This window comes from Salmonella sp. A1325, from assembly GCF_056991255.1.
Genome location: NZ_JAMLWO010000018.1, coordinates 18476 through 36962, shown reverse-complemented (window position 1 = coordinate 36962; position 18487 = coordinate 18476). Strand labels below are relative to the sequence as shown.

Sequence of the window (18487 nt, the reverse complement as noted above, 5' to 3'; positions counted from 1 at the left end):
TCGCGAGGTGGCGTATATTACGCTTTCCTCTTTCAGAGTCAACCCTGAATTTCAGGATTTTTCTCTTCAACCGACCGGCTGTTTGTGTGAAGTGATTCACATCCGCCGTGTCGATGGAGGCGCATTATAGGGAGTTCTCTGCTGACCGCAATAGAAAAATTGCAGAAAAATGACTGTTTGCTGCATTCCCCAGCAAAACCCCTGGTTATACCCATTTACGCACAGACTTATCCACAAAATGCGCGTTCATTTCCTGGATCTTCTCACTCTGCAAACGATCTTTCAGGGATAAAAGCGGGGCCAGAATTTAAAAAGAAAAATTCGCGAGCATTGCGCAAACGTTTTCGTTACAATGTCGCCGCAAAATGAGAATGCCCCATAAGGGGCGTTAGCTGAGTTTTTCACGAAAAATTCAGCTAACGCTCTCTGTAATCGTCAAATCCAGGGGATTTACCATGCAACAACGTCGTCCAGTCCGCCGCGCTCTGCTCAGTGTTTCTGACAAGGCCGGTATCATCGAATTCGCCCAGGCACTTTCCGCACGCGGTGTGGAGCTGCTGTCAACGGGTGGCACCGCGCGCCTGTTAGCGGAGAAAGGTCTGCCAGTGACCGAAGTTTCCGATTACACCGGCTTCCCGGAAATGATGGATGGACGCGTAAAGACCCTGCATCCAAAAGTACACGGCGGCATCCTCGGTCGTCGCGGCCAGGACGATGCCATTATGGAACAGCACCACATCGCCCCTATCGATATGGTTGTCGTTAACCTGTATCCGTTCGCCGAGACCGTTGCCCGCGAAGGTTGCTCGCTAGAAGATGCAGTAGAGAACATCGATATCGGCGGCCCGACCATGGTGCGCTCCGCCGCGAAGAACCATAAAGACGTGGCTATCGTGGTGAAGAGCAGCGACTACGACGCCATTATTAAAGAGATGGATGCTAACGAATGTTCTCTGACCCTCGACACCCGTTTCGATCTCGCGATTAAAGCCTTCGAACACACCGCCGCCTACGACAGCATGATCGCTAACTACTTCGGCAGCATGGTTCCGGCCTACCACGGTGAAAGCAAAGAAGCCGCCGGTCGCTTCCCGCGTACGCTGAATCTGAACTTCATTAAGAAGCAGGATATGCGCTATGGCGAGAACAGCCACCAGCAGGCTGCCTTCTATATAGAAGAGAATGTGAAAGAAGCGTCCGTTGCCACCGCACAACAGGTTCAGGGCAAAGCGCTTTCCTACAACAACATCGCCGATACCGACGCGGCGCTGGAGTGTGTGAAAGAGTTCAACGAGCCAGCCTGCGTAATCGTCAAGCACGCTAACCCGTGCGGCGTGGCGGTAAGTACCTCTATTCTCGACGCTTACGATCGCGCCTATAAAACCGACCCGACCTCCGCGTTCGGCGGCATCATCGCTTTCAACCGCGAGCTGGATGCCGAAACAGCGCAGGCCATCATCTCCCGTCAGTTCGTGGAAGTGATCATCGCCCCATCCGCAAGCGAAGAAGCGCTGAAAATCACCGCAGCCAAGCAGAACGTCCGTGTTCTGACCTGCGGTCAGTGGGGCGAGCGTGTTCCGGGCCTGGATTTCAAACGCGTTAACGGCGGCCTGCTGGTTCAGGACAGGGATCTGGGTATGGTGAGCGAAGCTGAACTGCGCGTGGTTTCCAAACGCCAGCCGACCGAGCAGGAGCTGCGCGATGCGCTGTTCTGCTGGAAAGTGGCAAAGTTCGTGAAATCCAACGCCATTGTGTATGCCAAAGAGAACATGACCATCGGCATAGGCGCAGGCCAGATGAGCCGTGTCTACTCCGCGAAAATCGCCGGGATTAAAGCGGCTGACGAAGGTCTGGAAGTGAAAGGCTCCGCGATGGCCTCTGACGCCTTCTTCCCGTTCCGTGACGGTATTGATGCCGCTGCCGCTGTCGGCGTGAGCTGCGTTATCCAGCCTGGCGGTTCTATCCGTGATGATGAAGTCATTGCCGCTGCCGATGAACACGGCATTGCGATGATCTTCACCGACATGCGCCACTTCCGCCATTAATTCAGGGAGCAGACGATGAAAGTTTTAGTCATTGGTAACGGCGGGCGCGAACACGCGCTGGCCTGGAAAGCCGCACAGTCGCCGCTGGTTGATACCGTTTTTGTCGCACCGGGTAACGCCGGCACCGCGCTGGAACCTGCGTTGCAGAACGTGGCTATTGGGGTCACCGATATTCCGGCGCTGCTGAGCTTTGCTCAGAACGAGAAGATTGATCTGACCATCGTTGGTCCGGAAGCCCCGCTGGTAATTGGCGTAGTCGATGCCTTCCGCGCCGCTGGCCTGAAGATCTTCGGCCCAACTGAAGGCGCTGCGCAGCTGGAAGGCTCCAAAGCCTTCACCAAAGATTTTCTTGCGCGTCATCACATCCCGACGGCGGAATACCAGAATTTCACCGAGATTGAGCCAGCCCTGGCTTATCTGCGTGAGAAAGGCGCGCCGATCGTCATCAAGGCCGATGGTCTGGCTGCGGGCAAAGGCGTCATCGTGGCGATGACGCTGGAAGAAGCCGAAGCCGCCGTTCATGACATGCTGGCAGGCAACGCCTTTGGCGACGCGGGCCACCGTATCGTGATTGAAGAGTTCCTCGACGGCGAAGAGGCAAGCTTTATCGTGATGGTCGACGGTGAGCATGTGCTGCCGATGGCCACCAGCCAGGACCACAAACGCGTAGGCAACGGCGACACTGGCCCGAACACCGGCGGTATGGGTGCTTACTCACCAGCGCCGGTGGTAACTGATGAAGTGCATCAGCGCACCATGGAACGCATCATCTGGCCAACCGTGAAAGGCATGGCGGCGGAAGGGAATACCTATACCGGGTTCCTGTACGCGGGTCTGATGATCGACAAGCAGGGCAACCCGAAGGTTATCGAGTTCAACTGCCGCTTCGGCGATCCGGAAACCCAGCCGATCATGCTGCGCATGAAATCGGATCTGGTGGATCTTTGCCTGGCCGCCTGCGACGGCAAGCTGGATGAGAAAACCTCCGAGTGGGACGAACGCGCTTCATTAGGCGTGGTGATCGCCGCGGGCGGTTATCCGGGCAGCTACAACACTGGCGATGAGATCCACGGCCTGCCGCTGGAATCCTCCACTGACGGCAAAGTCTTCCACGCTGGCACCAAACTCGCCGATGACGACCGCGTGTTGACCAGCGGCGGACGCGTCCTGTGCGCCACCGCGCTGGGCCACACCGTGGCCGAAGCGCAGAAACGCGCTTACGCCCTGATGACCGACATCCGCTGGGACGGCAGCTTCAGCCGTAACGACATCGGCTGGCGCGCCATCGAGCGTGAACAGAACTAACGGCTGAGTTTAGCCAGCAGCGTTTTGCGCGTAATGCCCAATTGACGGGCGGCTTCGGTTTTGTTGCCGCCCGTTTTTTCCAGCGCCGCCAGAATCACCTCTTTTTCGACGTCCACCAGCGGTTGGATCTCACCACTGTATTCCGTTTTTATCGGCGTCGCGGCAATAGCGAGAGGCAATTCGCGTTCAGAAATGTATTCTCCCGTCAGTAACACCACCGCTCGTTCGATAGCGTTTTCCAGCTCACGGATATTACCCGGCCAGTCGTAGTGGATCAGCAGATCCATCGCCTGCGGCGTAAACCCCTTCACCGCTTTGCGGTTACGTTCGGCAAAACGCCGCAGAAAATGGTCTGCCAGTAGCGGAATATCTTCCCGACGCTGGCGCAAAGAAGGCATTTCAATCGCCACCACATTCAGGCGGTAATAGAGATCCTGGCGAAAGCGACCGGCACTCACCTCTTCCGCCAGATCGCGGTGGGTAGCGGCAATTAACCGAACATCCACAGATATCGTCTGGTTACTTCCCACGCGTTGCACTTCGCGCTCCTGAATCGCCCGCAGCAAACGTACCTGCATTAACGGCGAGATATCGCCGATTTCATCAAGAAACAATGTCCCGCCGTCAGCTTCGACAAAGCGTCCCTCCCGACGTTTATCCGCGCCGGTAAACGCGCCTTTTTCGTGTCCGAACAGCTCAGACTCCAGCAGCGATTCATTAAGCGCGGCGCAGTTGAGCGTGACCAGCGGTTTATCGCTCCTGGCGCTACAGGCGTGTAGCGCCCGCGCCACCAGCTCTTTACCCGTGCCGGAGTCTCCGTGAATCAATACCGTGGCGTCTGATGGTGCGACCATCGCGATTTCATTCAGTAAATGTTGCATCGCCGGACTGCTGCCAATCATGCCAAACTGCGCAGCCGACGCCGATGGCAATTCAGCGCCCGTTTCCCGCGTATGCGCCAACGCCTTTTCCAGCGTCTCCTGCAGACGGTCAAAATCCAGCGGTTTAATTAAATAGTCGAGCGCGCCGGCTTTCAACGCCTCTACCGCCGTTTCCACGCTGGAAAATGCCGTCATAATCAAAATCGGAATGGCAGGGTTGAGCGCTTTAATCTCCTTCAGCGTGGCGATACCGTCCATCTCCGCCATACGCACATCGCACAGTACCAGATCAAAGACTTTCTCACGCACCTGAGCCAACGCATCATGCCCATTGTAGGCCAGAGCGACGTTATAGCCCCAGCCCCGAAGCAGCGCCTGTAAAATCGTGCAGTGGCTTACATCATCATCCACAACCAGAATATCGATTTTTCCGCGTATCACCCTTGTTAATCCTGTTGTCTCGCTATCACTGGCAACCAGATAGTAAAGACCGCGCCTTTACCCTCAATACTTTTCACCTTAATCGCGCCGCCATGCTGTTCGATGATATTTTGCACCACCGCCAGCCCCAGGCCTGTCCCGTCAGCTTTGGTCGTAAAATAAGGTGTAAAAATCGCCTCCAGCTGATCCGGGGCGATCCCTTTCCCGCTATCGGTAACAGTGATGATAACGCGGTCGGTCCCACTTTCTTTTGCCTCTACGCTAATCGTTCCCTGGCGGCCAATCGCATGAATAGCGTTCAGGTACAAATTCAACAGCACCTGAGTCAGCCTGTCCGGGTCAGCCTGAATACGCTTAAGCGTCTCATTCGCCGTGAACCTCAACTGAATCTCTCTGCTTTGGGCATCCTGACTGACCAGATTCAGGGAGTGAGTAATAATATCATTGAGGTTAACCGTCTGGAGCGTCAGATGCGCGGGCTTTACCAGTTCGAGCAATTCGCTTACCACCCGGTTCAAACGGTCGGCCTCTTTGGCCATCACCTGCGCCAGTTCATGCGACTCGCCGCCGGCTGGCGTGCGCTCGGCAAAGTATTTCGCCAGCCCTTTGATGGACGAGAGCGGGTTACGAATTTCGTGCGCGACGCCCGCCGCCAGATGCCCCATCGCCACCAGCTTTTCTTTACGCTTCATTGCATCAAGCAGTTCTCTGTGCGAGCGCTGATAACGCTGATGCCAAAAAAACGCCAGTAACGTTGCCAACAGCACCGCCGCTAACGCAGACAAAACAATCAGCGTATTACGCCACTCCCTTGCCTGTGTCGCGGCCAGCTCGCTGGCGTCAAAGGCAATAAAAATAGTTTGTTTCGCTGGTTCGTCATCATTGGCGCTACGCGCCATGCCGTGCCCCCTCATACCGTGACCTCTCATACCGAAAAGCGGCTGGAACTGACGGTAAATTTCCAGCGCAGGCACCGTCTCGCCGTTAGCAGCAACGTCGACACGCCGCCAACGCTCCTGCGGCCCGGGGTTTAGTTGATGCATTTCAGATGGGGAATAGAGCGATTTGCCCACCATGCCAGGGTTGCTATGAGTGATGATTACCCCCTGCGCATCCGTTACAGCGAACCACAACACGCCTGGCTGACCCGCCATCTCTTCCAGCAATGTCTGCTGCTGCGCGTGATGCATCCGCATTCCCATACCTACTCGCGTGCCAGACTCCAGAGCGCGAATGAGTACATTTCCCTTTTCCAGCAGCGTCTGCCTGGCGGCAGCGCTCTCACGGCCATAGTCGCGAATGACCATAATGGAAAATAGCCCCACCAGAATGAAGATCGCCGCAGGTAACAGCCGACTCAACCACGTTGCAGCGGCATCTTTATGTAATCGTATAAAACTCACAGGCTTCCCCGGCTCGTTTTTATTTTCCTTATTTAAGCAGAGATCATGCCATTCTTCGCTCCGCATAACCGCGCGTTGTCGCACACCCTTTCGGATACGGGTGGGTAAAAATGACTCGCCAGGCGGGTTATGCGAGTCATTTTTACTCGCTTTTTGCCGCCTGAAGCGGGTTAACTCGCTGCCCGACAAGGAATAGTTACCTGGCACGGAAGATGCAAGAGAGAGGATAAGATGAGCAACAGGAAAACGCAAAATGAAACGGAACAATAAATCAGCTATCGCGCTAATCGCCCTCTCTCTTTTGGCCCTGAGCTCCGGCGCCGCCTTCGCCGGGCATCACTGGGGCAACAATGACGGTATGTGGCAACAGGGAGGTAGCCCATTAACTACGGAACAGCAGGCGACGGCGCAGAAGATTTATGATGACTACTACACGCAGACCAGCGCGCTGCGCCAGCAACTGATATCCAAACGTTATGAATACAACGCGCTACTGACCGCCAGTTCGCCGGATACTGCGAAAATTAATGCGGTTGCCAAAGAGATGGAGTCATTAGGCCAGAAGTTAGATGAGCAACGCGTGAAACGGGATGTCGCGATGGCGCAGGCTGGCATACCACGCGGCGTAGGAATGGGCTATGGCGGTTGCGGCGGCTATGGCGGCGGTTATCATCGCGGCGGCGGTCATATGGGTATGGGAAACTGGTAAAGCATGTTTGCCGAATGGCGGCTTCGCCATTCGGTATTCCATCAAAAGGTTTTCGCTTGCGGCTGCCAGTGACAGAAATCTGAATTCGCCACCAGCAAAAGTTGCGATCCTTCCGGCGCCTCCAGCCATGCTACGCTCACCTCTACCGATGAGCGGTTCTGGCGGCGCTCAATGTGGCTTATTGCCCAGGAATCCAGATCCGGTTTCAGCGTTTCACCTTCACAGGTGGTTACCGTATGGTCGGCGTGCCAGCGTCCCTGGCGTAGTATGACCCGCCCCAGGCGCAAGGCGTCGCTGGTCTGACGGATTTGTTCGGCGCGATAGCGATACAAGGCAATCTGATCGTTGGAAAGCTGCTGCTTCTGCCCCCCGACTTCACGCTGCATAAAACTGAGTTCGCCATGAGCGTCGAAACGCGCGCGAATATGTTCTGGCGGTTTGCTGTAAATATTGAGTTCAATAAGCGAAAGCGTATCACCCTGCCAACGATATTCGCTGGTCGTCGTGCTGCCGCTATGCCACGGGCTAAAAACAGAAAGCAGATGGACTTCATCGTTCGTATCTTTACGCCAGATACGCACCGCGCCGTGATCGCCGGCAAAGCCGCTGGCAGTAAACGGAGGCGGTGAAGCGTTATGACTGCAGGCAGTCAGCAACAGCGCGCCAGAAAACAGAAACGCGCGACGCCAGACAGACAAAAGGGGCTGACGAGCCCCTTCGATAAAACTGTTCACAGCTACGCGTCTTACTTAACTGCGTCTTTCAGCGCTTTACCAGAAACAAACGCCGGTACGTTAGCGGCGGCGATTTTGATTTCTTTACCGGTCTGTGGGTTACGGCCAGTGCGCTCAGCACGGTGGTTCACTTTGAAGGTACCGAAACCAACCAGTTGTACAGCATCGCCTTCTTTCAGAGACTCAGTAATAGCAGCCAGAGTGGATTCCAGAGCAGCTTTAGCCTGGGTTTTGGACAGTTCTGCTTTGTCTGCAATTACATCAATCAGTTGAGTCTTGTTCATAAGTTATCCTTACAATGTGTTTATCGCTTGCTAAGCATCGAGTGCGACGGAAATGCCAGAAAAGCACTCTCCTGCATACACGCACCGATAGCCACTTTTTTTCGCCTCCCAAATGTAGACCAGACGGGGGGCATAAGGGAAGCCTTATGGCACGACAAATCAGACGTTAAATCACGTTTTCTGGTGTCATTGCTGAAAATTTATACCGATATTGCTCTCACCAGCCTCGCGCAGGTCTGCCCTGAGCCCTTTTATCAGTTCAATATCGCGTTCTTCGCAGTCGGCTAAAAGTCGGAATATTTCCCACTGAATATCCCATTCCTGTTCAACGGCAGGGTTCGTTTTGAGCTCCTCATCGGTCATTTCCCGACCAGCCTGAGTCATTTCCAACATCGCCACCGTAGTAATAGAAGTCTTACTAACCTCAATAGCGTGTTCCAGCGTTTCGCCGCTAAGACGAGAATGCATTAATTCGCTTAATGCGACACAGGCATCAATCGCCGGATAAACGCCGTACAGATCATAGTCGTCGGCTGCCGGAATTGCCTCTTCAAACTTCTCCAGTTGGCTATCGAAATTGACCTTTGCATCTTTCACCGTCAGGGTTTCCCAGATCAGATCCAGAATGCGACGGTAGATCTGTCCGTCGCCGAATCCCGTCTGCTTGCAAAACATGGCGTAGTTCGGGTACATGCGCTCGCACAAGCAGGCCATAAAGGTAACGTGCTGCCAGCTTTCCAGCCGCTCCAGACGCAAATGAATCGGGTTTTGTAACATGATGGAATCTCGAATCGGAAATTAGCGGCAGTTTACCTGAATCAGCGCTGAATTTCTTGCCAACGAATAAACGCCGGACGCCCGGAAGCGACGGCATCCGCCCAGCGCGTCGGCTCCGGCAGGCGATACCCTTTCATACAGCGCTGTACCCACGCCAGCGCGCTGTCAGTACTGACCCGGTGCCCCGTCGCGATAAACAGCGGATTACAGCGCGCCTTGCTGCGCCATACCCACGCCAGTTGCTCGCCTTTATCCATTAAGGGGCTAAGTGCGCCAGGTTCGGCGGAAAGTGGTTCAAATTTACCGCATAGCCGTTTTTTCGCTACGCCGATGGTCGGCACGTCCACCAACAGTCCAAAATGACTGGCGACGCCAAGCCGACGCGGATGCGAAATACCGTGACCGTCCACAAACAGCAAATCGGGCTTTTGCGAGAGCTGTTCCCACGCCGCCAGCAGCGCAGGATATTCACGAAAAGAGAGAAAGCCGGGGATATATGGCATGGTGGTGGCAATACGCGCCACCTTGTACTCTACCAGTTCAAGCGACGGATATTTCAGCAATACCATCGCCGCCCGCGTCACCTCGCCGCCCTGCTCAAAACCGACGTCCGCCCCGCCGATAAACGCTGGCGGATCTTTGTCCAACCGATCTTCGCGGCAAACCGATGAAGCAAGTTCTATCTGTTGAGCGCGTAACGACGCGAGATCCATACTAACTCCTTAGCTGTGATACTGCGCAGAAAGTCGGTGCACTGCCTCCACAAATGCGCCAGCATGTTCTGGCGGCACATCCTGATGGATGCCATGTCCAAGGTTAAAGACGTGCCCTTCTCCCTGACCGAAACCAGCAAGTATAGTCGCTACCTCGTCTTCGATCCGTGCCGGCGGCGCATACAGCATCGAGGGGTCCATATTGCCCTGCAGCGCCACTTTATGGCCAACGCGACGGCGCGCATCGGCGATATCTGTCGTCCAGTCGAGACCCAGCGCGTCGCAGCCGGTTTCCGCCATCGCCTCCAGCCACTGACCGCCACCTTTAGTGAACAGCGTTACCGGCACGCGGCGACCGTCGTTTTCACGCAGCAGGCCATCGACGATTTTATGCATGTAGTAGAGGGAGAACTGCTGGTAATCGCGGCCAGTCAGCACGCCGCCCCAGGTGTCGAAAATCATCACCGACTGCGCGCCCGCTTTGATTTGCGCGTTGAGGTACAGCGTGACGCTTTTCGCCAACTTATCCAGCAGCAGATGCAATGCCTGCGGGTCAGCGTACATCATCTTTTTAATCACCGTGAAGGCTTTGCTACTGCCGCCTTCCACCATGTAAGTCGCCAGCGTCCACGGGCTGCCGGAGAAGCCGATCAGAGGAACCTCGCCTTTTAGTTCGCGGCGAATCGTACGCACTGCATTCATCACATAACCCAGTTCATCTTCCGGATCGGGAATGGGCAGCTTATCGACATCGGCTTTGCAGGTGACAGGAGCCGTAAAGCGCGGGCCTTCCCCGGCTTCAAAATAGAGCCCCAGGCCCATCGCGTCCGGAATCGTCAGGATATCCGAGAAAAGGATCGCCGCATCAAGCGGATAACGGCGCAGCGGCTGTAAAGTGACCTCGCAGGCCAGTTCGGCATTTTTGCACAGCGACATAAAATCGCCCGCCTGAGCGCGAGTGGCTTTGTACTCCGGTAGATAACGGCCCGCCTGGCGCATCATCCACACTGGCGTAACATCAACGGGCTGGCGCAGCAGCGCACGTAGATAACGATCGTTTTTGAGTTCGGTCATTTTTACATTCCTTTAGCGTTGATGCGCCCAGTGTAACATGTCAATCATATTCAGCCCGACACATTGCCACCGTATCTTCGATCAAACGGCGCGCGACGGTGCCCGGCGGCGGCAGTAGCGGCAGATCGTCATAACGATACCAATTTGCTTCCAACAGCTCTTTCGGGTCGATGACGATATCGCCGCTGTCGTACTCCGCCATGAAAGCGGTCATCAGCGACTGCGGGAACGGCCACGGCTGGGAAGTCACATAGCGCAGATTTTTCACCTTAATGCCGCTCTCCTCCATTACCTCTCGCGCGACCGCCTGTTCTAAGGTTTCGCCGACTTCAACAAACCCGGCTAGCACGGTATGCACGCCGTTGCGGTGGCGAACGTGCTGGGCAAGGAGGATCGAATCCTCACGGCGAATGGCAACAATAATGCAGGGGGCGATTTGCGGGTAGTAACGCTCGCGGCAATGGCTGCACAGCATCGCCCATTCGGTTTTACTCGGGTGCATAGGGTGCCCGCAATAGCCGCAAAATTTATGCGATCGGTAAAACTCCGCCAACTGTACGCCACGTCCCGCCAGTTGGAACAACCCGGCATCCTGATCGATAACCTGGCGAACCGATCCCATATCATGGCGTCGATGCTGTAACACCAGCCAGACGGGCTCGCCTTGCCATTCACCTATCCGGAGTGCGCGCTGCCCCACAAGATCGAAATTTGCCGCCAGCCCGTGTGGTAATTCCCCATACGGCAACCATAATTTTTGTTCATGGCTGACGATCCACCAGCCACTCTCTAATTTTTCAATTATACGATCCATAGCTCTTGCACTACCTTTGCTTCACTGGCATGTTGTTAACATTATTTTTACATTCATGGCGAGCAGCCTTTATCTAACTTGCGGAGACAATCATGCTAAACCAGCTGGAAACCCTGACGGAGCGCGTTGGCGGAAGCAACAAACTGGTCGATCGCTGGCTGGATGTACGTAAGCACCTGCTCGTGGCTTACTACAATCTGGTTGGCATTAAGCCTGGCAAAGAATCGTACATGCGGCTGAATGAAAAAGCGCTGGATAATTTTTGTCAGAGCCTGGTCGATTACCTTTCCGCCGGGCACTTCAGTATTTATGAACGTATTCTCCATAAATTGGAAGGAAACGGTCAGCTTTTACATGCGGCAAAAATCTGGCCGCTGCTGGAAGATAATACGCAGCGCATTATGGATTATTACGACACCAGCCTGGAAACTGCCATCGATCACGATAATTGTCTCGAATTTCAACAAGCTCTGTCAGATATCGGCGAAGCGCTGGAAGCCCGCTTTGTGCTGGAAGACAAGCTGATTATGCTGGTGTTTGACGCGATGCACGACGGCGCCAGAGTCAAACGTCCCGCTTGAGTTCTGCGCGAGTAACGGGTAGTTTACTTCAGCCCCCTCTTCGGAGGGGCGGTTATCTTGTCGGAGTGCTAATTTTCCACAAAAGCGTTCGTGATGCGTCAAGGCGGCAAGTCGGTGAATCTCCAGGAGCTTACATAAGTAAGTGACTGGAGTGAGCGGACGAAGCCAACGAAGAGGCAGCGCGAAGGATGAAGTGGAAAAGGCTGAGACCGTTAATTCGGGATCCGCGGAACCTGATCAGGTTAATACCTGCGAAGGGAACAAGAGTAATTCTGCTTTATGCTGCTGCCTTTACGGGCGGCGCACATCCATTACTCCATCCGTCGTCTGACAAGCCACGTCCTTAATTTTTTGGAATGAGCTATGTCTACAACAACGTTAACCCGCCGCGAGCAGCGCGCTAAAGCCCAGCATTTTATCGATACGCTGGAAGGGACTGCCTTTCCCAACTCGAAACGCATCTACGTGACCGGTTCGCAGCATGATATTCGCGTACCGATGCGTGAAATTCAACTTAGCCCGACGCTCATCGGCGGCAGTAAAGACAACCCGCAGTTTGAAGAGAACGAACCCGTGCCGGTGTACGACACCTCCGGTCCCTATGGCGATCCTGAGGTGGCGATTAACGTCCAGCAGGGTCTGGCGAAACTGCGCCAGCCGTGGATTGACGCACGTAACGATAGCGAAGAATTAGACGACCGTAGCTCGGCTTACACCAGAGAACGTCTGGCCGACGATGGCCTGAACGATCTGCGTTTTACCGGTCTGTTAACGCCAAAACGCGCCAAAGCCGGACACCGCGTGACGCAACTTCATTATGCCCGCCAGGGGATCGTCACTCCCGAAATGGAGTTCATCGCCATCCGTGAAAACATGGGCCGCGAGCGCATTCGCAGTGAAGTACTGCGCCACCAGCATCCCGGAGAAAGCTTCGGCGCGCGCCTGCCGGAAAACATTACGCCGGAATTCGTGCGTGATGAAGTGGCTGCGGGCCGCGCGATTATTCCCGCCAACATCAACCACCCGGAATCGGAGCCGATGATTATTGGCCGCAACTTCCTGGTCAAAGTGAATGCCAACATCGGCAACTCGGCGGTCACCTCCTCTATCGAAGAAGAGGTGGAAAAACTGGTGTGGGCGACGCGCTGGGGCGCGGATACGGTAATGGACCTTTCCACCGGGCGCTATATTCACGAAACCCGTGAGTGGATCCTGCGTAACAGTCCGGTACCGATCGGCACCGTCCCGATCTACCAGGCGCTGGAGAAGGTCAACGGGATCGCCGAAGATCTTACCTGGGAAGCGTTCCGCGACACGCTGCTGGAGCAGGCCGAACAGGGCGTCGACTACTTCACCATCCACGCGGGCGTGCTGCTGCGCTACGTGCCGATGACCGCCAAACGCCTGACCGGGATTGTCTCGCGCGGCGGTTCGATCATGGCGAAGTGGTGTCTCTCCCATCACAAAGAGAACTTCCTGTTCGAACATTTCCGCGAGATTTGCGAAATCTGCGCCGCCTACGACGTTTCCCTGTCGCTGGGCGACGGCCTGCGCCCCGGCTCCATTCAGGACGCCAACGACGAAGCGCAGTTCTCCGAGCTGCATACGCTGGGCGAGTTGACCAAAATCGCCTGGGAATACGACGTGCAGGTGATGATTGAAGGCCCGGGCCACGTGCCGATGCATATGATTCAGCGCAACATGACCGAAGAGCTGGAGAGCTGCCACGAAGCGCCGTTCTACACCTTAGGGCCGTTGACCACCGATATCGCGCCGGGCTATGACCACTTCACCTCCGGTATTGGCGCGGCGATGATCGGCTGGTTCGGTTGTGCGATGCTGTGTTACGTGACGCCGAAAGAGCATCTCGGCCTGCCAAACAAAGAAGATGTGAAGCAGGGGCTAATCACCTACAAAATCGCCGCCCACGCCGCGGATTTAGCCAAAGGACATCCGGGCGCGCAGATCCGCGATAACGCCATGTCGAAAGCGCGCTTTGAATTCCGCTGGGAAGATCAGTTTAACCTCGCGCTCGACCCGTTCACCGCCCGCGCTTATCACGATGAAACCCTGCCACAGGAGTCCGGCAAGATTGCCCACTTCTGCTCCATGTGCGGGCCGAAATTCTGCTCGATGAAAATCAGCCAGGAGGTCCGCGACTACGCCGCCGCGCAAGCCATTGAAGTCGGCATGGCGGATATGTCGGAAAACTTCCGCGCCAAAGGTGGCGAAATCTATCTCAAGCGGGAGAAAGCCTGATGTATCAGCCTGATTTCCCGACCGTGCCGTTCCGCCTCGGGCTTTACCCGGTGGTGGACAGCGTTGCATGGATTGAACGCCTGCTGGAGGCGGGCGTGCGCACCATCCAGTTGCGTATCAAAGATAAACGCGATGAAGAGGTGGAAGCCGACGTTATCGCCGCCATCGCGCTGGGGCGTCGTTATGACGCCCGCCTGTTTATCAACGATTACTGGCGTCTGGCAATTAAGCACCGCGCTTACGGCGTGCATCTGGGCCAGGAAGATCTCGAAACCACTGACCTGAAAGCGATTCAGGCGGCGGGCTTACGCCTGGGCGTATCGACCCACGATGATATGGAGATAGACGTGGCGCTCGCCGCTAAGCCTTCTTATATCGCGCTGGGTCACGTCTTCCCTACTCAAACCAAGCAGATGCCTTCCGCCCCGCAGGGGCTGGCGCAACTGGCCAGTCATATTGAACGACTGGCGGATTACCCGACCGTCGCGATCGGCGGCATCAGCCTTGAACGCGCTCCGGCGGTACTGGCAACTGGCGTCGGCAGTATTGCCGTGGTTAGCGCCATTACTCAGGCCGCCGACTGGCGCGCCGCTACCGCGCAGTTACTGGATATTGCGGGAGTTGGCGATGAATGACCGCGATTTTATGCGCTACAGCCGGCAAATCCTGCTCGGCGATATCGCCATTGAAGGCCAGCAAAAACTGCTCGCGAGTCATGTCCTGATCGTAGGTTTAGGCGGGTTAGGTTCACCCGCCGCGCTGTATCTGGCGGGGGCAGGCATCGGCACACTGACGCTGGCGGATGATGACGATGTTCACTTGAGCAATCTCCAGCGGCAAATTCTGTTCACCACCGACGATATCGCCCACCCGAAGGCGCAGTCGGCAAAGCTACGGCTGGCGCAGCTCAACCCCGGTAGCGAGCTGATCGTATTGCAACAACGTCTGACTGGCGATGTGCTTAAAAACGCGGTCGCGCGAGCCGACGTGGTGCTCGACTGTACCGATAACATGGCCACGCGCCAGGAAATTAACGCCGCCTGCGTGGCGCTCAGCACTCCGTTAATTTCCGCCAGCGCTGTCGGCTTTGGCGGCCAACTGATGGTGCTCACGCCGCCGTGGGGACAAGGCTGTTACCGCTGCCTGTGGCCGGATGATGTCGAGCCGGAACGTAACTGCCGCACCGCTGGCGTGCTCGGCCCGGTGGTGGGCGTGATGGGTACCTTGCAGGCGCTGGAGGCAATTAAATTGCTTAGCGGGATGGAAACACCGAGCGGTGAGCTACGCCTCTTTGACGGTAAAACCAGCCAGTGGCGCAGCCTCGCGCTGCATCGCGCCAGCGGCTGTCCGGTCTGCGGAGGGCGACATGCAGATTCAGTTCAATGATGAACCGATGCAGTGCGCCGAAGGGCAAACCGTCAGTGAGCTGCTCACGCAACTCAATCAGCTTAAACCGGGCGCGGCGCTGGCGCTCAATCAGCAGATCCTGCCGCGCGAGCAGTGGGAACAGCAAATCGTGCAGGAAGGCGACCAGATCCTGCTTTTTCAGGTTATTGCAGGGGGGTGATATGTTACGTATTGCCGATAAAACGTTTGATTCACATCTGTTCACCGGCACCGGAAAATTTGCTTCGTCGCAGCTGATGATCGAGGCGATTCGCGCCTCCGGCAGCCAGTTGGTGACGCTGGCGATGAAGCGCGTGGATTTACGTCAGCACAACGACGCTATCCTCATGCCGCTCATTGAAGCGGGCGTCACGCTGTTACCCAATACTTCAGGGGCGAAAACCGCTGAAGAAGCGATCTTCGCCGCCCAGCTGGCGCGTGAAGCGCTGGGCACAAACTGGCTGAAATTAGAAATCCATCCGGATGCCCGCTGGCTATTGCCGGACCCGATCGAAACGCTAAAAGCTACCGAGGCGCTGGTGAAGCAGGGCTTCGTGGTACTGCCCTACTGCGGCGCGGATCCGGTGTTGTGCAAGCGGCTGGAAGAGGTCGGCTGCGCGGCGGTGATGCCGCTTGGCGCGCCTATCGGTTCGAATCAGGGGCTGGAAACCAAAGCGATGCTGGAGATTATTATCCAGCAGGCCACCGTGCCGGTGGTGGTCGACGCCGGAATCGGCGTACCCAGCCACGCGGCGCAGGCGCTGGAAATGGGCGCTGATGCGGTACTGGTCAACACGGCGATTGCCGTGGCGGACGATCCGGTGATGATGGCAACCGCTTTCCGCCTGGCGGTAGAAGCGGGAGTACTGGCGCGTCAGGCGGTGCCGGGTAATCGTAGCACCTACGCCAGCGCCACCAGCCCGCTCACCGGGTTTCTGGAGGCGTTAGCATGAAAACCTTCACCGACCGATGGCGGCAACTGGAGTGGGACGATATTCGCCTGCGTATCAACGGTAAAACCGCCGCCGACGTGGAGCGCGCGCTGAACGCCGCGCATCTTAGCCGGGACGATTTGATGGCTCTGCTCTCCCCCGCTGCCGCCGATTATCTGGAGCCGATGGCGCAGCGCGCGCAAAAACTTACCCGCCAGCGCTTTGGCAACACCGTCAGTTTCTATGTGCCGCTTTATCTCTCGAACCTGTGCGCCAACGACTGTACCTACTGCGGTTTCTCGATGAGCAACCGCATTAAGCGTAAAACGCTGGATGAGGTGGATATTCAAAGGGAGTGCGATGCTATCCGTAAACTGGGCTTTGAGCATCTGTTGCTGGTGACTGGCGAACATCAGGCCAAAGTAGGAATGGACTATTTTCGCCGTCATTTACCGGCTATCCGTCGTCAATTTTCATCATTACAGATGGAAGTCCAGCCCTTGTCGCAAGAAAACTATGCGGAGCTCAAAACGCTGGGGATCGATGGCGTGATGGTTTATCAGGAAACTTACCATGAGGCAATCTATGCACAGCATCACCTGAAGGGAAAGAAACAGGACTTTTTCTGGCGGCTGGAAACGCCGGATCGGTTAGGCCGGGCAGGTATCGACAAAATCGGTCTTGGCGCGCTAATCGGGCTTTCCGACAGCTGGCGGGTGGATTGCTATATGGTGGCGGAGCATCTGTTGTGGATGCAGAAACACTACTGGCAGAGTCGCTATTCTGTTTCCTTCCCGCGTCTGCGTCCGTGTACTGGCGGTGTGGAACCCGCATCTGTGATGGATGAAAAGCAACTGGTGCAAACGATTTGCGCTTTCCGGTTATTGGCGCCGGAAATTGAATTATCACTCTCCACCCGCGAATCGCCGTGGTTTCGCGATAACGTGATCCCGTTGGCGATCAACAACGTTAGCGCCTTCTCGAAAACCCAGCCCGGTGGGTATGCTGACGATCATCCGGAACTTGAGCAGTTTTCTCCCCACGATGCCCGTCGGCCTGAAACCGTAGCAAGCGCGTTAAGCGCGCAAGGGTTACAGCCCGTGTGGAAAGACTGGGACAGTTGGCTGGGGCGCACTTCGCAAAGCAGATGAGAGAGAATGTAAAAACGTAAATTTATTCCGCGCTGCCACGAAAAATTAAAGACTGTTGAAAGCGTTGCGTTTTTCATGGTAGTGCCGTCAGCGGGAATGCAGTCCAGGGCGAAAAGCGTCTTCCTCGTTTCGCCCTACTTTTCTTAAAGAAATAAATCTGTATACTATTTCATTAATATTCTTATCATCCATATGACTGTTTAATAAAACAAGATGAGAAGCATCATGAGGTAACTTTACTTTAATTGCAAAGCAAGTTCCCGTTCAAAAAAGAGGACACCACACCAGAGCAAAATAATACCATTACAATCACCAAAATACGGAAACAAACATCATGACAACTAACAAAAAAAAGACGCTATCGATTCATAGCGATGAATTTAAAGCATACGGAAAAGTAATTTCCACAATAAATGTAGAACCACTACTTAAATATCTTAAAGATGAAATTACGCTGCCACATGATCGCATAGAATATGTCAGAAGTGATGAACGCTTAAGCCATTGCGCCGCCGTGAGCGAGATTCAGCGGCAAATCTACGGTGACATGCCCGTTCAGGCAGGATATGTTTGTGGCGTAAATACCACTCAGGATGGCTTTGAATATCATCAGGGGAGTGAAGTCATTATTGCAGCCAGCGATTTTTTCCTGTTTTTGGGTAAACGAGAATTTATGCAGGGTGATACGTTTAATGGTGAACTAGCCCAGCCATTTTTCGTTCCGGCAAAATCGGCGATTGAGCTTTATAGTACCACACTACATTACTGCCCCATTAGTATAAATACCCAACCTTTTAGCGCAGCGATTATTCTCCTCGATGGGACTAATGAATATATACCCGACGAAAATAAGCCAGCAATGCTGAGTAAGCGAAATACCTGGTTTATCGCGCATGAAAGTTTTACTGAGCATCCTTGCCCATTTTTAAAAGGACCGCATCTTTGCGTTAATGACATTATTCACGTCTAAAAATGGCGAAGATTGCTCTTCGCCTGCT

General features: G+C 55.1%; 19 protein-coding genes. 11 read left to right on the top strand and 8 right to left on the bottom strand.

All coding sequences use genetic code 11. The annotated features are described in order from the left end of the window. Positions 1-455 precede the first annotated feature (455 nt). Together purH and purD are read left to right on the top strand one after the other, a co-directional pair. Positions 456-2045 carry a bifunctional phosphoribosylaminoimidazolecarboxamide formyltransferase/IMP cyclohydrolase gene (purH, locus tag NAZ64_RS21735; RefSeq protein ID WP_080167312.1) on the top strand — a complete coding sequence of 530 codons (1590 nt, stop codon included), beginning with the start codon at positions 456-458 and terminating at the stop codon, positions 2043-2045. 15 nt (positions 2046-2060) lie between these two features. Beyond that, a complete protein-coding gene (gene purD, locus NAZ64_RS21730) occupies positions 2061-3350 on the top strand; it encodes a phosphoribosylamine--glycine ligase (RefSeq protein ID WP_220569491.1) in 1290 nt (429 codons plus the stop codon). Here the strand turns inward: purD and zraR are convergent. Continuing rightward, positions 3347-4672: a sigma-54-dependent response regulator transcription factor ZraR gene (gene zraR / locus NAZ64_RS21725; protein WP_220569492.1), complete on the bottom strand. Its 1326-nt coding sequence runs from the start codon at positions 4670-4672 to the stop codon at positions 3347-3349. The two genes, purD and zraR, sit on opposite strands and share 4 nt — an antisense overlap. A 5-nt stretch (positions 4673-4677) precedes the next feature. Further along, positions 4678-6075 (bottom strand): two-component system sensor histidine kinase ZraS, encoded by a 1398-nt coding sequence (gene zraS / locus NAZ64_RS21720; RefSeq protein ID WP_001526924.1) that lies wholly within the window; start codon positions 6073-6075, stop codon positions 4678-4680. 253 nt (positions 6076-6328) lie between these two features. On the opposite strand from zraS, the gene zraP reads away from it, so the two are divergent. Continuing rightward, positions 6329-6784: a zinc resistance sensor/chaperone ZraP gene (gene zraP / locus NAZ64_RS21715; RefSeq protein ID WP_220569493.1), complete on the top strand. Its 456-nt coding sequence runs from the start codon at positions 6329-6331 to the stop codon at positions 6782-6784. A 41-nt stretch (positions 6785-6825) separates the two neighbouring features. Here zraP and NAZ64_RS21710 read toward each other — a convergent pair whose 3' ends face one another. The 6 genes from NAZ64_RS21710 to nudC form a co-directional block, all read right to left on the bottom strand. Further along, complete coding sequence (locus NAZ64_RS21710) at positions 6826-7518, bottom strand: DUF1481 domain-containing protein (RefSeq protein ID WP_001083932.1); 693 nt, start codon at positions 7516-7518, stop codon at positions 6826-6828. A gap of 11 nt (positions 7519-7529) precedes the next feature. Next, a complete protein-coding gene (gene hupA / locus NAZ64_RS21705) occupies positions 7530-7802 on the bottom strand; it encodes a nucleoid-associated protein HU-alpha (protein ID WP_001044509.1) in 273 nt (90 codons plus the stop codon). Between the two features lie 186 nt (positions 7803-7988). Beyond that, the gene (locus NAZ64_RS21700; protein ID WP_000940094.1) at positions 7989-8579 is read right to left on the bottom strand and encodes a YjaG family protein; all 591 of its coding nucleotides are present in this window, start codon (positions 8577-8579) and stop codon (positions 7989-7991) included. A gap of 41 nt (positions 8580-8620) precedes the next feature. Then, the gene (gene nfi, locus NAZ64_RS21695; RefSeq protein ID WP_023203719.1) at positions 8621-9292 is read right to left on the bottom strand and encodes a deoxyribonuclease V; all 672 of its coding nucleotides are present in this window, start codon (positions 9290-9292) and stop codon (positions 8621-8623) included. 9 nt (positions 9293-9301) lie between these two features. Beyond that, positions 9302-10366 carry a uroporphyrinogen decarboxylase gene (gene hemE / locus NAZ64_RS21690; protein WP_000137620.1) on the bottom strand — a complete coding sequence of 355 codons (1065 nt, stop codon included), beginning with the start codon at positions 10364-10366 and terminating at the stop codon, positions 9302-9304. 40 nt (positions 10367-10406) lie between these two features. After that, complete coding sequence (nudC, locus tag NAZ64_RS21685; RefSeq protein WP_000373956.1) at positions 10407-11180, bottom strand: NAD(+) diphosphatase; 774 nt, start codon at positions 11178-11180, stop codon at positions 10407-10409. Between the two features lie 92 nt (positions 11181-11272). On the opposite strand from nudC, the gene rsd reads away from it, so the two are divergent. From rsd to NAZ64_RS21645, 8 genes are all read left to right on the top strand, one after another. After that, positions 11273-11761, top strand: a complete 489-nt coding sequence (gene rsd / locus NAZ64_RS21680) for a sigma D regulator (RefSeq protein WP_220569494.1) — start codon at positions 11273-11275, stop codon at positions 11759-11761. Positions 11762-12124: 363 nt separating this feature from the next. Continuing rightward, positions 12125-14020, top strand: coding sequence for a phosphomethylpyrimidine synthase ThiC (thiC, locus tag NAZ64_RS21675; RefSeq protein WP_220569495.1), 1896 nt, complete (start codon positions 12125-12127; stop codon positions 14018-14020). Then, entirely contained in the window at positions 14020-14655 is a 636-nt protein-coding gene (thiE, locus tag NAZ64_RS21670) for a thiamine phosphate synthase (RefSeq protein ID WP_000284636.1), read from the top strand. Before thiC ends, thiE begins: the two co-directional genes overlap by 1 nt. Beyond that, complete coding sequence (locus tag NAZ64_RS21665; RefSeq protein ID WP_220569496.1) at positions 14648-15406, top strand: HesA/MoeB/ThiF family protein; 759 nt, start codon at positions 14648-14650, stop codon at positions 15404-15406. The genes thiE and NAZ64_RS21665 overlap by 8 nt, the downstream gene beginning before the upstream one ends. After that, entirely contained in the window at positions 15387-15587 is a 201-nt protein-coding gene (thiS, locus tag NAZ64_RS21660) for a sulfur carrier protein ThiS (RefSeq protein WP_131046892.1), read from the top strand. The genes NAZ64_RS21665 and thiS overlap by 20 nt, the downstream gene beginning before the upstream one ends. A 1-nt stretch (position 15588) precedes the next feature. Then, the gene (gene thiG / locus NAZ64_RS21655) at positions 15589-16359 is read left to right on the top strand and encodes a thiazole synthase (RefSeq protein ID WP_220569497.1); all 771 of its coding nucleotides are present in this window, start codon (positions 15589-15591) and stop codon (positions 16357-16359) included. Continuing rightward, a complete protein-coding gene (thiH, locus tag NAZ64_RS21650; protein ID WP_220569498.1) occupies positions 16356-17489 on the top strand; it encodes a 2-iminoacetate synthase ThiH in 1134 nt (377 codons plus the stop codon). The genes thiG and thiH overlap by 4 nt, the downstream gene beginning before the upstream one ends. A 334-nt stretch (positions 17490-17823) precedes the next feature. Then, the gene (locus tag NAZ64_RS21645) at positions 17824-18459 is read left to right on the top strand and encodes a DUF4867 family protein (RefSeq protein ID WP_220569499.1); all 636 of its coding nucleotides are present in this window, start codon (positions 17824-17826) and stop codon (positions 18457-18459) included. Positions 18460-18487: the final 28 nt, after the last annotated feature.

What these genes read in the sequence shown, in the direction of transcription:
- purH (WP_080167312.1), top strand. Translation starts at nt 456, where the DNA reads ATGCAACAACGTCGTCCAGTCCGCCGCGCTCTGCTCAGTGTTTCTGAC.
- purD (WP_220569491.1), top strand. Translation starts at nt 2,061, where the DNA reads ATGAAAGTTTTAGTCATTGGTAACGGCGGGCGCGAACACGCGCTGGCC.
- zraP (WP_220569493.1), top strand. Translation starts at nt 6,329, where the DNA reads ATGAAACGGAACAATAAATCAGCTATCGCGCTAATCGCCCTCTCTCTT.
- hupA (WP_001044509.1), bottom strand. Translation starts at nt 7,802, where the DNA reads ATGAACAAGACTCAACTGATTGATGTAATTGCAGACAAAGCAGAACTG.
- NAZ64_RS21700 (WP_000940094.1), bottom strand. Translation starts at nt 8,579, where the DNA reads ATGTTACAAAACCCGATTCATTTGCGTCTGGAGCGGCTGGAAAGCTGG.
- nfi (WP_023203719.1), bottom strand. Translation starts at nt 9,292, where the DNA reads ATGGATCTCGCGTCGTTACGCGCTCAACAGATAGAACTTGCTTCATCG.
- hemE (WP_000137620.1), bottom strand. Translation starts at nt 10,366, where the DNA reads ATGACCGAACTCAAAAACGATCGTTATCTACGTGCGCTGCTGCGCCAG.
- nudC (WP_000373956.1), bottom strand. Translation starts at nt 11,180, where the DNA reads ATGGATCGTATAATTGAAAAATTAGAGAGTGGCTGGTGGATCGTCAGC.
- rsd (WP_220569494.1), top strand. Translation starts at nt 11,273, where the DNA reads ATGCTAAACCAGCTGGAAACCCTGACGGAGCGCGTTGGCGGAAGCAAC.
- thiC (WP_220569495.1), top strand. Translation starts at nt 12,125, where the DNA reads ATGTCTACAACAACGTTAACCCGCCGCGAGCAGCGCGCTAAAGCCCAG.
- thiE (WP_000284636.1), top strand. Translation starts at nt 14,020, where the DNA reads ATGTATCAGCCTGATTTCCCGACCGTGCCGTTCCGCCTCGGGCTTTAC.
- NAZ64_RS21665 (WP_220569496.1), top strand. Translation starts at nt 14,648, where the DNA reads ATGAATGACCGCGATTTTATGCGCTACAGCCGGCAAATCCTGCTCGGC.
- thiS (WP_131046892.1), top strand. Translation starts at nt 15,387, where the DNA reads ATGCAGATTCAGTTCAATGATGAACCGATGCAGTGCGCCGAAGGGCAA.
- thiG (WP_220569497.1), top strand. Translation starts at nt 15,589, where the DNA reads ATGTTACGTATTGCCGATAAAACGTTTGATTCACATCTGTTCACCGGC.
- thiH (WP_220569498.1), top strand. Translation starts at nt 16,356, where the DNA reads ATGAAAACCTTCACCGACCGATGGCGGCAACTGGAGTGGGACGATATT.
- NAZ64_RS21645 (WP_220569499.1), top strand. Translation starts at nt 17,824, where the DNA reads ATGACAACTAACAAAAAAAAGACGCTATCGATTCATAGCGATGAATTT.